The sequence below is a fragment of the uncultured Tateyamaria sp. genome (genome assembly GCF_947503705.1).
Taxonomy (GTDB): Bacteria; Pseudomonadota; Alphaproteobacteria; order Rhodobacterales; family Rhodobacteraceae; genus Tateyamaria.
Map to the genome: position 1 here is coordinate 24,706 of NZ_CANNES010000005.1, position 12,911 is coordinate 37,616.

The 12,911-nt window shown below is 63.4% G+C and carries 14 protein-coding genes; 13 read left to right on the top strand and 1 reads right to left on the bottom strand.

All coding sequences use genetic code 11. The annotated features are described in order from the left end of the window. Positions 1–9: 9 nt before the first annotated feature. The 5 genes from Q1A44_RS12475 to murD all read left to right on the top strand — a co-directional run bounded on the left by Q1A44_RS12475 (position 10) and on the right by murD (position 6,155). A complete protein-coding gene (locus tag Q1A44_RS12475) occupies positions 10–1,485 on the top strand; it encodes a UDP-N-acetylmuramoyl-L-alanyl-D-glutamate--2,6-diaminopimelate ligase (RefSeq protein WP_299625313.1) in 1,476 nt (491 codons plus the stop codon). After that, positions 1,482–2,930: a UDP-N-acetylmuramoyl-tripeptide--D-alanyl-D-alanine ligase gene (gene murF, locus Q1A44_RS12480; protein ID WP_299625316.1), complete on the top strand. Its 1,449-nt coding sequence runs from the start codon at positions 1,482–1,484 to the stop codon at positions 2,928–2,930. The genes Q1A44_RS12475 and murF overlap by 4 nt, the downstream gene beginning before the upstream one ends. Before the next feature lie 11 nt (positions 2,931–2,941). Further along, the gene (mraY, locus tag Q1A44_RS12485; RefSeq protein ID WP_299625319.1) at positions 2,942–4,024 is read left to right on the top strand and encodes a phospho-N-acetylmuramoyl-pentapeptide-transferase; all 1,083 of its coding nucleotides are present in this window, start codon (positions 2,942–2,944) and stop codon (positions 4,022–4,024) included. 3 nt (positions 4,025–4,027) lie between these two features. Then, the gene (locus Q1A44_RS12490) at positions 4,028–4,678 is read left to right on the top strand and encodes an SDR family NAD(P)-dependent oxidoreductase (protein ID WP_299625322.1); all 651 of its coding nucleotides are present in this window, start codon (positions 4,028–4,030) and stop codon (positions 4,676–4,678) included. 82 nt (positions 4,679–4,760) lie between these two features. Then, a complete protein-coding gene (murD, locus tag Q1A44_RS12495) occupies positions 4,761–6,155 on the top strand; it encodes a UDP-N-acetylmuramoyl-L-alanine--D-glutamate ligase (protein WP_299625325.1) in 1,395 nt (464 codons plus the stop codon). Between the two features lie 73 nt (positions 6,156–6,228). On the opposite strand, the gene Q1A44_RS12500 is transcribed toward murD, so the two are convergent. Beyond that, positions 6,229–7,404, bottom strand: coding sequence for an aminoacetone oxidase family FAD-binding enzyme (locus tag Q1A44_RS12500; protein ID WP_299625328.1), 1,176 nt, complete (start codon positions 7,402–7,404; stop codon positions 6,229–6,231). Between the two features lie 104 nt (positions 7,405–7,508). Here Q1A44_RS12500 and Q1A44_RS12505 point away from each other — a divergent pair, with 104 nt between their 5' ends. From Q1A44_RS12505 to Q1A44_RS12540, 8 genes are all read left to right on the top strand, one after another. After that, positions 7,509–8,036, top strand: a complete 528-nt coding sequence (locus Q1A44_RS12505; protein ID WP_299625331.1) for a redoxin domain-containing protein — start codon at positions 7,509–7,511, stop codon at positions 8,034–8,036. Between the two features lie 130 nt (positions 8,037–8,166). Beyond that, positions 8,167–9,333: a putative lipid II flippase FtsW gene (ftsW, locus tag Q1A44_RS12510; protein ID WP_299625334.1), complete on the top strand. Its 1,167-nt coding sequence runs from the start codon at positions 8,167–8,169 to the stop codon at positions 9,331–9,333. A gap of 46 nt (positions 9,334–9,379) precedes the next feature. After that, positions 9,380–10,477, top strand: a complete 1,098-nt coding sequence (locus tag Q1A44_RS12515; protein WP_299625337.1) for a UDP-N-acetylglucosamine--N-acetylmuramyl-(pentapeptide) pyrophosphoryl-undecaprenol N-acetylglucosamine transferase — start codon at positions 9,380–9,382, stop codon at positions 10,475–10,477. Continuing rightward, positions 10,474–11,880, top strand: coding sequence for a UDP-N-acetylmuramate--L-alanine ligase (gene murC, locus Q1A44_RS12520; protein WP_299625340.1), 1,407 nt, complete (start codon positions 10,474–10,476; stop codon positions 11,878–11,880). The genes Q1A44_RS12515 and murC overlap by 4 nt, the downstream gene beginning before the upstream one ends. Further along, entirely contained in the window at positions 11,877–12,113 is a 237-nt protein-coding gene (locus Q1A44_RS12525; RefSeq protein ID WP_299625343.1) for a hypothetical protein, read from the top strand. Before murC ends, Q1A44_RS12525 begins: the two co-directional genes overlap by 4 nt. Beyond that, positions 12,110–12,370, top strand: a complete 261-nt coding sequence (locus tag Q1A44_RS12530; protein WP_299625346.1) for a DUF2484 family protein — start codon at positions 12,110–12,112, stop codon at positions 12,368–12,370. The genes Q1A44_RS12525 and Q1A44_RS12530 overlap by 4 nt, the downstream gene beginning before the upstream one ends. After that, positions 12,370–12,624, top strand: coding sequence for a DUF2484 family protein (locus Q1A44_RS12535; RefSeq protein WP_299625349.1), 255 nt, complete (start codon positions 12,370–12,372; stop codon positions 12,622–12,624). The genes Q1A44_RS12530 and Q1A44_RS12535 overlap by 1 nt, the downstream gene beginning before the upstream one ends. Continuing rightward, positions 12,621–12,893 carry a hypothetical protein gene (locus Q1A44_RS12540; protein ID WP_299625352.1) on the top strand — a complete coding sequence of 91 codons (273 nt, stop codon included), beginning with the start codon at positions 12,621–12,623 and terminating at the stop codon, positions 12,891–12,893. Before Q1A44_RS12535 ends, Q1A44_RS12540 begins: the two co-directional genes overlap by 4 nt. Positions 12,894–12,911: the final 18 nt, after the last annotated feature.

Genomic DNA, 12,911 nt, shown 5'->3' on the forward strand with positions numbered 1-12,911 from the left:
GGCCCCTCGATGGACGCGCAGGCACGACCCCTTTCCGCACTGGGCCTGACCGCCCGGGGCGGGACTAATCCGCAGATCACCGGCATTGCCGTCGACAGCCGCGAGGTCAAAGAGGGCTTCCTCTTTGCCGCCATGCCGGGCGCCCGCGTGCATGGGGCGGAATTCATCCAATATGCTGTGCGGATGGGTGCAGTTGCCGTCCTCACCGATGCGCAAGGGGCCGCCCTGGCTGCGGATCATCTGAACGGCATTGCCGTGATCATCGCCGACGCACCGCGCGAGGCGCTGTCGCGAACCGCAGCGCTGTGGTTTGGCGGCCAACCGGCTTATGTGGTCGCCGTTACCGGCACCAATGGCAAAACATCCGTCTCCACCTTCGTGCGGCAAATATGGATCGAAATGGGCCTTGCTGCGGTCAATCTCGGCACAACTGGCGTCGAAGGGGCCTGGACCGCACCGCTGGCCCATACTACGCCCGAGCCGATCACGCTGCACCGGACCCTGGCCGCCGCCAAAGCAAACGGGATCACCCACGCCGCGATGGAGGCTTCAAGCCACGGCCTTGACCAACGCCGCCTTGATGGCGTGACGCTCACGGCGGCAGGGTTCACAAACTTTACCCAGGATCATCTCGACTATCACCACACGTTCGAGGCTTATTTCGATGCCAAGGCGGGGCTTTTCGCGCGCGTCCTGCCCGACGACGGTATCGCGGTGATCAACATTGACGACCCGCGTGGGGTGGACATGGCCGCAATTGCCGCCGCCCGTGGCCAAGAGGTGATCACCGTGGGGCGCGACGGCGGCGACCTGCACCTGTCTGCGCAGCGTTTTGACAGTACCGGGCAGGACGTGCGCTTTGACTACAAAGGCAAAGCCTGTACTGCGCGTTTGCCGCTTATTGGCGGATTTCAGGCCGACAATGTGATGCTGGCGTGTGGTCTGGTCATCGCCTGCGGGGCTGATCCCGCGCGGGTGTTCGAGACGTTGCCGCATCTGGGCACCGTCCGGGGCCGTATGCAGCTGGCCGCCACCCGCGACAACGGGGCCGCCGTCTTTGTCGATTACGCCCATACGCCTGACGCCGTGGCCACGGCCCTTGCGGCCATGCGCCCCCATGTGATGGGCAAGCTGGTGGCCATCGTGGGCGCAGGCGGCGACCGTGACGCGGGCAAGCGACCCTTGATGGGGCAGGCGGCAGCGGAACAAGCCGACGTGGTCTTTGTCACCGACGACAACCCCCGCAGCGAAGATCCCGCCACCATCCGTGCCGCCGTCATGGCTGGTTGCCCCGAAGCCACGGAAGTCGGCGACCGGGCCGAGGCAATCCTGCGCGCGGTTGATGCGCTGGAACCGGGCGATGCGCTCTTGATCGCAGGCAAGGGGCACGAGACCGGCCAGATCGTGGGCGATGACATCCTGCCATTTGACGATGCCGAACAGGCCAGCGTTGCCGTGGCCGCATTGGAAGGACGTTTGACATGACGCTTTGGACCGCAGCCGAGGCCGCAGCCGCGACAGGCGGCACCAGCACTGGCGACTGGAGTGCCACGGGCGTGTCCATCGACACCCGCACCCTGCAAGCCGGCGACCTCTTTGTCGCGCTGCAAGCGGTGCGGGATGGCCATGATTTTGTGGCGCAGGCGCTGGAAAACGGCGCGGCCGCTGCATTGGTCACCCACGTGCCCAAAGGCGTGGCCCAAGACGCCCCACTTTTGATTGTGCCCGACGTCTTGCAAGGGCTTGAGGCGCTGGGCACCGCCGCCCGTGCCCGCACAGAGGCCCGGGTCGTGGCGATCACCGGCTCGGTTGGCAAGACTTCGACCAAGGAAATGTTGCGCGCGATGCTGGGCGATCAGGGCCGAACACATGCCTCTGTCGCCAGCTACAACAACCACTGGGGTGTGCCGCTAACGCTGGCGCGTATGCCCGCCGACACCGAATATGCCGTGATCGAGATCGGTATGAATCACCCTGGCGAAATTGCACCATTGGCCCGCATGGTACGCCCCCATGTCGCGATGATCACCACCGTGGCCGCTGCACACCTTGAGGCCTTTGAGGACATTACCGGCATCGCCGTTGAAAAGGCGTCGATCATCGATGGGCTGGAATACGGCGGCACCGCGATCCTCAACAACGACTGCTCTACGGCGGCGATCCTTCAGGCCAAGGCGCATGACGCCAAACGCCGTGATGTGGGCTTTGGCGAACACGGCTTTGATTTTGTTCTGAAATCCGTGGATCTCGGGCGTGACAGCACCGTGGTTCAAGCCGAGGCGCACGAACAGCCCCTGCTGTTCAAGATCGGGGCGGTCGGCAAACACTATGCCATGAACGGCCTCGGGGCGCTGGCGGCGTGCGAGGCGCTTGGGGCCGATCTGGCGCTGGCCGCGCAATCGCTGGGCCGCTGGTCACCCTATCAAGGGCGCGGCGCGCGCGAAGTGATCTTTCTCGACCCGGTCGAGACCGACATGACGCTGGAATTGATCGACGACAGCTATAACGCCAACCCGACCTCGATGGCCGCAGCCCTCGACGTGCTGGCCGCCGCCCAGGTCACAAACGACATTGGGCGCGTCAGCAAGGGGCGGCGGATCGCTTTTGTGGGCGACATGAAGGAATTGGGCGACCAAGGCCCCGGCATGCACGCCGATCTGGCCGCCCTGTCGGCGATGGGCCAGATTGACAAAGTCCACTGCATCGGCCCGCTGATGCAGCACCTGCACGCAGCATTGCCCGCCGAAAAACAAGGCGACTGGGGCGAGACCGCAACCGAGATGGTGGCCAACATACCCCGCCGTCTGGACAGCGGCGATGTGGTGTTGGTCAAAGGGTCGCTGTCGATGAAACTGGCCCTTGTCGTTGACGCCATCCGCAAAATGGGCCATCCGGTGGATATGGGCGCAGACCCACAAGATAATGAGTAGGGACGCTTAGAATGCTCTATTGGTTGACAGCGCTTTCGGATGGCGGAGATTTTTTCAACCTCTTCCGCTACATCACCTTCCGCGCAGGCGGGGCGTTCATGACGGCGCTGTTCTTTGGCTTTGTCTTTGGCAAACCGCTGATTGCGGTGCTGCGGCGCAAGCAGGGCAAGGGACAGCCGATCCGCGATGATGGTCCCGAAGGGCACTTTGCCAAGGCAGGCACGCCGACCATGGGGGGGCTGCTGATCGTGGGGGCGTTGACGACGTCCACGCTGCTCTGGGCGCGGCTCGACAACCCTTTCGTCTGGATCGTGCTGGGGGTGACACTGGCCTTTGCGCTGATCGGTTTTGCCGATGACTATGCCAAAGTGTCCAAACAAACCACGGCGGGCGTTTCCGGCAAGGTGCGGCTGCTGCTGGGCTTTCTCATCGCCGCAATCGCCGCCTATTTCGCCACGATCAACCACCCCGAAGCATTGCAAAACCAACTGGCCGTGCCGGTGTTCAAGGACGTGCTGATCAGCCTCGGTATCCTCTTTGTTCCCTTTGCGATCATCGTGATCGTGGGCGCGGCCAACGCGGTGAACCTGACGGACGGGCTTGATGGTCTGGCCATCATGCCGGTGATGATCGCGGCCGGCACGCTGGGCGTGATTGCATATGTTGTGGGGCGGGTCGATTTTACAGAAGACCTCGGGCTGCACTATGTGCCCGGCACCGGCGAGTTACTGGTGATCACAATGGGAATCATCGGCGGGGGCCTTGGCTTTTTGTGGTACAATGCACCGCCCGCCGCAGTGTTCATGGGCGACACCGGCTCGCTCGCCCTTGGGGGCGCATTGGGCGCCATCGCAGTCGCGGCCAAGCACGAGATCGTCTTTGCCATCGTTGGTGGCATCTTTGTCGCCGAAGCGCTCAGCGTGATGATCCAGGTGCTTTACTACAAACGCACGGGCAAACGGGTTTTCCTGATGGCCCCGATCCATCACCACTATGAGAAAAAAGGCTGGGCCGAGCCGCAGATCGTGATCCGCTTCTGGATCATTGCGCTGATCCTCGCGATGATCGGGCTGGCCACGCTCAAGGTGCGCTAGTCCGTGCGGGCGTTGGTCACAGGGGGCAACCGGGGCATAGGCTTTGCCATTGCCGCGGGACTGGTGGCACGGGGCACAGATGTTGTGATTGGGGCGCGGGACGCGGACAAAGGGCAGGCGGCGGCGACCGAGCTGGGCTGTCAATCGGTGCACCTTGATTTGGAACGCCCAAATACCTTCGCTCCGGCCATCCAGGCTGCCGGGCCAATCGACATCCTGATCAATAATGCGGGCATCCTGATCGAGGACAGCATGATCGCTGCGCCTGACGGCCTGCGCTGCTCCATGCAGGTTATGTTTCACGCACCGTTCGAGTTGATCTGTCTGTGCCTGCCGCATATGAGGGAAAAAGGCGCGGGCAAGATCATAAACCTCAGCTCGGGCTGGGGCAGTTTTGCAGAAGATATGGAAGGACCGGGCGGCTACGGCGTCGCCAAAGCGGCGCTGAACGCACTCACATTCGCCTTGCCACGCGACCTGCCTGCGGGCGTGACGATCAACGCGATGTGCCCCGGCTGGGTGCACACCGACATGGGCGGGCCCAGTGCGCCGCGCACGCCAGAGCAGGGGGCTGACACAGCCCTCTGGCTGGCGCTGGACGCGGGCGACGTGACAGGAAAGTTCTTCCGCGACCGTCAGGAAATCCAATGGTAATGCTCACGCTTTTGTTTCCCAAGAATGTCCCGGGGGTCTGGGGGCTGGCCCCCGGGAATAGGTTTGTCTGGGGGCTGGCCCAATGATCCCGGTCCGTGGTCTCAAGGGCGCAAAAATCGCCGTTCTGGGCCTTGGTCGCTCGGGCCTCTCTGCCGCCCGGGCCCTGGACGCAGGTGGGGCCACCCCGATCTGCTGGGATGACAATGACGCGGCGCGCGCCAAAGCCGAAGCCGAAGGGTTCGCTTGCGCCGATCTCAAACGGGCAGGGGCGTTTGACGACATCGCAAGGCTGATCGTATCGCCGGGCATTCCGCACCTTTACCCAACACCCAACCCCGTTGTGGCTGCCGCCCTGGCCGCAGGCGTGCCGGTGGACAACGATATCGGTCTGTTCTTTCAATCCTTTGCGACACCGGAGTGGAGCAGCTTTGACAGCCCCCCGCGTGTCATCGCCGTCACCGGCTCCAACGGCAAGTCCACCACATCGGCGCTGATCCATCACATCATGGACGCGGCGGACAGGCCCGCACAGCTTGCGGGCAATATCGGGCGCGGGGTGCTCGACATCGATCCGCCGCATAATGGCGAAGTCGTGGTGCTGGAACTGTCCAGCTACCAGACCGATCTGGCGCGCAGCCTGACACCAGATGTGGCCGTCTTCACCAATTTGTCGCCCGACCATCTGGACCGGCACGCAGGTATGGGCGGCTATTTTGCGGCCAAACGCAGGCTTTTTGCCGAGGGCGGGCCCGACCGGGCGGTCATTGGTGTGGACGAGGACGAAGGGCGGTTTCTGGCGGGCCAGCTTGTTGAGGGGCCCACCGATGACCGGGTGATCCGGGTGTCAGTGGCGCAAAAGCTGACAGGGCCGGGCTGGCAGGTTTTTGCTCGCAAGGGATTTTTGTCGGAATACCGCAAGGGGCGGCAAGTGGCCTCGATCGACCTGCGCAGCATTGACGGGTTGCCCGGGGCGCACAACCACCAAAACGCTTGCGCCGCCTATGCGGCCGCACGGGCACTGGGGATTGCGCCCAAGGTGATTGAGGCGGCGTTCAAGACCTTTGCGGGCCTGCCGCATCGCAGCCAGTTGATCGCCGACGCGAATGGCGTCCGCTTTGTCAATGACAGCAAGGCCACCAATGTCGACAGCGCCGCCAAGGCATTGGCCGCTTTTGACAATATCCGCTGGATCTGTGGCGGGTTGCAGAAAGAGGGCGGGTTGGACGACGTGAACGCGGCTTCTGGCGCGGTGAAAAAGGCCTACGTGATCGGGCGCGAGGCGGCGACTTTTGCCATGCAACTGGACGTGCCGACGCAGGTGTGCGGCACGATGGAGGTGGCCGTGGCTGCCGCCATGGCCGAGGCAGAGCCAGGCGATGTCGTTCTGTTGGCACCTGCCGCGGCCAGCTTTGATCAATATGACAGCTTTGAACGGCGCGGCGAGGATTTCATCGCCCAGGTCCAAGCCCGGCTGTGATCCAAAGGAGCGCGCATGCGCGCGCACGACATGTTTTGTTTGGCGCGCATTGCAACCTTTGGCGATAAGCGGATCAGGTGGGAATGGCGCGGGCGGCGGCCATGGCCGAGGACCAGGCCCATTGAAAATTGTAACCGCCCAGCCATCCCGTCACATCCACAGCTTCGCCAATGAAATAAAGGCCCGGTACGCGGCCTGACATCATCGTCTTTGAACTGATCTCGTCCGTGGCGATCCCGCCCCGTGTGACCTCGGCCGTGCGGTAGCCTTCGGTACCGCCGGGCGTCAGACGCCATTCCGTCAGGTCGGAACAAATCGCGTCGATCCGTGCATCGGATAAATCACCCAAGCGGCCTTTGAGATCAATTTGTGTGCCCAGGTGGTCCACCAACCGCGCAGGCAAATGGTGTGCCAGTTCCGTTGTGAGGGCCTTTTTGCCATCCTCGGTCCGCTTGTGTCGCAGGACAGTGGCGAAATCCGTCTCTGGCGCCAGATGCACGGTGATGGCCGCGCCCGCTTCCCAATAGCTGGAGGCTTGCAGGATTGCAGGTCCCGACAGGCCGCGATGGGTGAAAAGCAGCGCCTCGTCAAAGCCGGGGCCGTTGGCGGTCACGCGGGCCGGACAGGCCACGCCCGAGATGTCGGCAAAGCGGCGATCGGGGAAGGTGAAGGGCACCAGGGCCGGTTCGGTGGCCGTGATCCGGTGCCCGAACCCGCGCGCCACATCATAAGCAAAGCCGGTCGCGCCCATCTTGGGGATCGACTTGCCCCCCGTGGCGATGACGGCGTTGCGCGCAGTGACGGGCGTGCCTTTGCCGTCCTTGACCAGCGTCGCGGTGAACCCATCCGGCGCCTTTGCAAAGTCGCGCACGTCTGTTTGCAAATGCAGCGCCACGCCCGCGCCTTGCATAAGGTCGCGCAGCATCGCGATGATCTCCTTGGCCGACCCGTCGCAAAACAGTTGGCCTAGCGTTTTCTCGTGCCAGGCGATCCCGTGCCGGTCTACAAGTTCGATGAAATCCCACTGGGTATAGCGGGCCAGCGCCGATTTGGCGAAATGGGGGTTTTCGCTCAGGAATGCATGGGCATCGCAATACATGTTGGTGAAATTGCAGCGCCCGCCACCGGAGATGCGGATTTTTTCGCCCGGCGCCTTGGCGTGATCAACGACCAGAACGCGGCCACCCGCATGGGCGGCACACATCATGCCGGCCGCACCGGCCCCTATGATCAGCGTATCGAAATCCATAGAGCCCCCCGTGCAGGATTGCACAGAAAGGGTCAAGGCCAAGGGGTTGCGGTGGCCCTGGGCGAGGTTACGTCCCTCATAGACATGCAAAACGGAGACCTCCCATGACAGCGCTTACAGCCGGTTCCCCCTTTCCCCTCACCGAAATTCCCAAACTGGGCGGCGGCACCGTCGCGCTGGGCGCGCCGCAGGGTGGGCGCGACTGGCAACTCGTGGTCATCTATCGGGGCCTGCACTGCCCCTTGTGCAAGAAATACCTGACGCAACTCAACGAGATGCAAGGCCAGTTTCACGAGATCGGTGTCGATGTGGTCGTGGCCTCGGGCGACCCTCAGGAAAAGGCCCAGACCATGGCCGCCGAACACGCCCCGCAACTGCCCATGGGCTACGGGTTGAGCGTGGCACAGATGCAGGGCCTGGGCCTTTACATTTCTGACCCGCGCAGCCCGCAGGAAACCGACCGTCCGTTTTCCGAACCTGGGCTGTTCGTGGTCAACGCGGACGGGGCCATTCAGATGGTGGACGTGTCAAACGCGCCCTTCCTGCGCCCCGATCTTGCGGGCGTGCTGGGCGGGATCACCTTTATCCGCAACAACGACTATCCCATTCGCGGCACGCATAAAGCCGCCTAAAGCGCCCTAAACCCTTGCGCGGGCTGGCCAACAAAGGCTGGCCCGCACGGCAATTTACCGCTATGCTGCACGCCAAGCACTTCGGAGAAACCGGAGGCATGAGGCAGTTTAGGCAGCAAGGCGGCAGATCATGACTGAAATGGTCTATGGCGCGGTCCCCGTGCGGGACGGCGAACCCATTCTCCCAAAATGGTGGCGGACAATCGACAAATGGTCGTTGTCCTGCGTTCTGATCTTGTGTGCCGTGGGGCTCCTGTTGGGCTTTGCCGCCTCTGTGCCGCTTGCGGAAAAGAACGGCTTTGCCCCGTTTCACTATGTGACCAAACAGGCGATTTTCGGGGGCGCGGCACTGGTTGCAATGATCCTGACCTCTATGATGTCGCCTGTGGTCGTGCGCCGCCTGGCCGTGCTGGGGTTCCTTGTGGCCTTTGTGGCCCTGGCGCTCTTGCCCTTCTTCGGCACGGATTTCGGCAAAGGGGCGGTGCGCTGGTATTCGCTTGGCTTTGGGTCGATCCAGCCCTCTGAGTTTCTCAAACCCGGCTTTGTGGTGGCGGCGGCCTGGATGATGGCGGCCAGCCAGGACCTCAACGGGCCACCGGGCAAGGCGTGGTCCTTTGCGCTTTGCATTTCCATCGTGCTGATGCTGGCGTTGCAGCCCGACTTTGGCCAGGCCTGCCTTGTCCTTTTCGGTTGGGCGGTGATGTATTTCGTGGCCGGAGCCCCGATGATCCTGCTGGTCGGCATGGCCGGGCTGGTGATCTTTGGTGGCACCATCGCCTATTCCAATTCCGAACACTTCGCCCGGCGCATTGACGGTTTCCTCAGCCCGGATGTCGATCCGCGCACGCAACTGGGCTATGCCACCAACGCAATCCAGGAAGGCGGCCTTTTTGGTGTCGGCGTGGGCGAAGGGCAGGTGAAATGGTCGCTCCCCGATGCGCACACGGATTTCATCATTGCGGTGGCGGCCGAGGAATACGGCCTGATCCTCGTGCTCTGCATCATCCTGCTCTATGCGAGCATTGTCGTGCGCTCCTTGCTGCGCCTTGTACGCGAACGCGACCCCTTTATTCGTCTGGCGGGCACGGGTCTGGCCTGCATGTTCGGGGTGCAGGCGATGATCAACATGGGCGTGGCCGTGCGCCTTCTACCAGCCAAGGGGATGACGTTGCCTTTTGTGTCTTATGGCGGCAGTTCGGTGATTGCCTCGGGCATTGCCATCGGGATGCTGCTGGCCTTCACCCGGACCCGGGCACAGGGCGAGATTTCGGACCTGCTGGGACGAGGCCGTCGATGATCGTCTGTTGCGCTGGTGGGATAAACCCCGCCCTACGGAGAAATGAATGACCCAGCCCCTGTTGCTCATCGCCGCTGGCGGCACCGGCGGCCATATGTTCCCGGCTCAGGCCCTGGCCGAGGCGATGCTGGCGCGCGGCTGGCGGGTCAAGCTAAGCACGGATGCCCGCGGCGCGCGCTATACGGGCGGCTTTCCGCACACGACAGAGATTGAGCAGATATCGTCGGCCACCTTTGCGCGCGGCGGCATCCTTGCCAAAGCCGCTGTGCCCTTTCGGATCGGTGCGGGTGTCCTTGGCGCTTTGTTCAAGCTGATGCGGGACCGGCCCACGGTCGTTGTGGGGTTTGGCGGCTATCCGACCATCCCGGCCATGACTGCCGCCACAATCCTGCGCCTACCACGCATGATCCACGAACAGAATGGCGTGCTGGGCCGCGTCAACCAGCTTCTGGCAAAACGTGTGAACACCGTCGCCTGCGGCACGTGGCCCACGGACCTGCCCGAAGGGATCGCAGGCGTGCATGTCGGCAACCCCGTGCGCAGCGCGGTGCTGGACCGGGCCGGTGCAGGCTACATCACCCCCGGCGACTACCCGATGGAGGTGCTGGTGATCGGCGGCAGCCAGGGCGCCCGCATCCTCAGCGACGTGATCCCGCCCGCAATCGCCAGCCTGTCCATGGAGCGGCTCAGGAACCTGCGCGTCAGCCATCAGGCACGCGGCGAGGACGAAGAGCGGGTGCGCAGCTTCTATGCCGAATACGGCATCAATGCAGATGTCCAACCTTTCTTCCACGATGTGCCCCGCCGCATGGCGCAGGCACAACTGATCATCTCGCGCTCGGGCGCGTCGTCGGTTGCGGATATTTCGGTCATCGGTCGCCCTTCGATCCTGATCCCCTTTGCTGCCGCCACCGGCGACCACCAAACCGCCAATGCGCGCGGGCTGACCGGGGCAGGGGCCGCCATCCTGATCCCCGAAAGCCAGCTGACATCCGAAACAATGGCCGCCCAGATCACAACCGTCCTCGACAATCCCGACGGTGCGATGCAAATGGCCCAGGCCGCGCTGAGCGTGGGCAAGCCCGAGGCCACCGAAAGCCTTGTGGCCCTCGTTGAAACCCTCGCTGAGAAAGGGACATCATGAACGCCGCCACCAAACTGCCCGGAGACGTGGGCCCCATTCATTTCGTCGGCATCGGCGGCATCGGCATGTCCGGCATCGCCGAAGTGCTGCTCAATCACGGCTATGTGGTGCAAGGCTCCGACCTCAAACGCTCCAAGATCACCGACCGGCTGGCTGATCTGGGCGCGCTGATCTTTGAGGGGCAGGCGGCCGCCAATGTTCAGGACGCCGAGGTCGTCGTGATCTCCTCCGCCATCAAACCCGGCAATGCCGAACTCGATGCGGCACGCGCGCGCGGCCTGCCCATCGTGCGCCGGGCCGAGATGCTGGCGGAACTCATGCGCCTGAAATCCAACATCGCCGTGGCAGGCACGCATGGCAAAACCACGACGACAACCATGGTCGCGGCGCTTCTGGACGAGGGTAAATTTGACCCGACTGTGGTGAATGGCGGCATCATCCATGCCTACGGGTCAAACGCCCGCAAAGGCGAGGGCGAGTGGATGGTCGTCGAGGCCGACGAGAGCGACGGCACCTTCAACCGCCTGCCCGCCACCATCGCCATCGTCACCAATATCGACCCCGAGCATATGGAGCATTGGGGGACCGAAGAGGCGCTGCACCAGGGCTTCCTCGATTTCGTCTCCAACATCCCGTTCTACGGCGTGGCCGTGTGCTGCACCGACGACCCGGACGTGCAGGCGCTGGTGGGCAAGATCACCGACCGCCGCGTGATCACCTATGGGTTCAACGCGCAAGCGGACGTGCGGGCGCTGAACCTGACCTATGAAAACGGGGTCGCCCATTTCGACGTGGCCCTCCAGGCCGAAGACAGGGTGATCGAAGGATGCAGCCTGCCCATGCCCGGCGATCACAACGTCTCCAACGCGTTGTCCGGGATCGCCGTAGCCCGCCATCTGGGGATGAAGGCGGATGAAATTCGCAGCGCTCTGGCCGCGTTCGGCGGCGTTAACCGCCGCTTTACCCGCGTGGGCGAAATTGACGGGGTTACGATCATTGACGACTATGGTCACCACCCCGTCGAGATTGCCGCCGTGCTCAAAGCCGCCCGCCAAGCCACCAATGGCCGCGTGATCGCGGTCCACCAACCGCACCGCTACACACGGCTGCACCACCATTTCGACGAGTTCTGTGCGTGCTTTAACGACGCGGATGTGGTGGGGATCACGGATATCTTTGCGGCGGGAGAAGACCCCATCGAAGGCGCGTCCCGCGATGATCTGGTCGCAGGGCTGATCCGCCACGGCCACCGGCACGCCCGCGCCGTGATGGGCGAGGACGACCTGGAACGACTGGTCCGCGAACAAGCGCGCGCCGGCGATATGGTTGTATGCCTGGGCGCAGGCACAATCAGCGCATGGGCCAATGCACTTCCCGCCAGGTTGCAAAAAGGGGCGGCATGAGCGTTCTGATCTATTTCTTTTTGGCTGGTGTCGCATTGGCCTTGATGCTCGGGGGGAGGGCGCTCTGGGTCCTCGCGGCCTGCGTCGCGGCCATCATTTTGGGCGCAGTCTCCATGGATGCAGAAGCGCTGGGCTATCTGCTCTACATCGGCTTTTTCATGATGGGGGCGACCGTGGTCGGGTTTTCCTTCGGGCTGATCGGCAAGCTCGGTTACTGGTCCTTCAGCCGATGACCCTCGCTCTTGCCGCCATCGCCTGGGTCTTTGCCGCCACTGCTGTGGCCATGCTGCCCATGCGCCACCAATACCTACCCGGCGTCGCCCTGCTGATCGCCGCCCCGCTCCTGATCCTCTGGATCAGCATCGCTCTCACCTGGTGGGCAGGCCTTCTGGCCCTGGCCGCCTTCCTCTCGATGTTCCGCAACCCGCTCAGGTACTTTTGGGCCAAGGCGCGGGGCCAGAACCCTCAACTTCCACCGGAGCTGCGCTGATGAGCACATCTTTGATCCTTGCCTGTATCTGGGGCCTCATGGCCAACCTGATCGCCATGTTGCCCAGCCGCGACAACCACTGGACCTATGCCTATGTGCTCATCGCCATCGGCATCCCGATCGTGGGGTTCGTCACCTATCAACACGGGCCGGGGGCGGGTATCTTTGTCATGGGCGCGGGGATGAGCGTGCTGCGCTGGCCGGTCATCTACCTGTCGAAACGGATCAAATACTGGGTCGAGTCGCGCAAATGATCTGGGCCATTCCCCTCACCGCACTGGGTATCGCGGCTACCGTCGGCTTTGTGCTGGGGCGGGGCAGGCGGGGTGTGGCGATCATCGCCTGCGTGGGGATCCTGACGCTCATGCTCGCCTTCACCCTCTGGACGCCGTTGCCATCCGATCACCTTGATGCGGTCGCGCTGGTCGCGGCGGGTGCGCTGGTCGCCATGCCTGGGATTGCGGGCGTGCTGGGCGGGGCGCTCTTTGGCTGGCTGGTCCAGCGGCATTCCAAGACGGCTTGACCCCAGCGGCGACAACGG

Excerpts from the sequence above, each read along its gene's own strand:
- Q1A44_RS12475 (WP_299625313.1), top strand. The coding sequence starts at position 10 with ATGGACGCGCAGGCACGACCCCTTTCCGCACTGGGCCTGACCGCCCGG.
- murF (WP_299625316.1), top strand. The coding sequence starts at position 1,482 with ATGACGCTTTGGACCGCAGCCGAGGCCGCAGCCGCGACAGGCGGCACC.
- mraY (WP_299625319.1), top strand. The coding sequence starts at position 2,942 with ATGCTCTATTGGTTGACAGCGCTTTCGGATGGCGGAGATTTTTTCAAC.
- murD (WP_299625325.1), top strand. The coding sequence starts at position 4,761 with ATGATCCCGGTCCGTGGTCTCAAGGGCGCAAAAATCGCCGTTCTGGGC.
- Q1A44_RS12500 (WP_299625328.1), bottom strand. The coding sequence starts at position 7,404 with ATGGATTTCGATACGCTGATCATAGGGGCCGGTGCGGCCGGCATGATG.
- Q1A44_RS12505 (WP_299625331.1), top strand. The coding sequence starts at position 7,509 with ATGACAGCGCTTACAGCCGGTTCCCCCTTTCCCCTCACCGAAATTCCC.
- ftsW (WP_299625334.1), top strand. The coding sequence starts at position 8,167 with ATGACTGAAATGGTCTATGGCGCGGTCCCCGTGCGGGACGGCGAACCC.
- Q1A44_RS12515 (WP_299625337.1), top strand. The coding sequence starts at position 9,380 with ATGACCCAGCCCCTGTTGCTCATCGCCGCTGGCGGCACCGGCGGCCAT.
- murC (WP_299625340.1), top strand. The coding sequence starts at position 10,474 with ATGAACGCCGCCACCAAACTGCCCGGAGACGTGGGCCCCATTCATTTC.
- Q1A44_RS12525 (WP_299625343.1), top strand. The coding sequence starts at position 11,877 with ATGAGCGTTCTGATCTATTTCTTTTTGGCTGGTGTCGCATTGGCCTTG.
- Q1A44_RS12530 (WP_299625346.1), top strand. The coding sequence starts at position 12,110 with ATGACCCTCGCTCTTGCCGCCATCGCCTGGGTCTTTGCCGCCACTGCT.
- Q1A44_RS12535 (WP_299625349.1), top strand. The coding sequence starts at position 12,370 with ATGAGCACATCTTTGATCCTTGCCTGTATCTGGGGCCTCATGGCCAAC.
- Q1A44_RS12540 (WP_299625352.1), top strand. The coding sequence starts at position 12,621 with ATGATCTGGGCCATTCCCCTCACCGCACTGGGTATCGCGGCTACCGTC.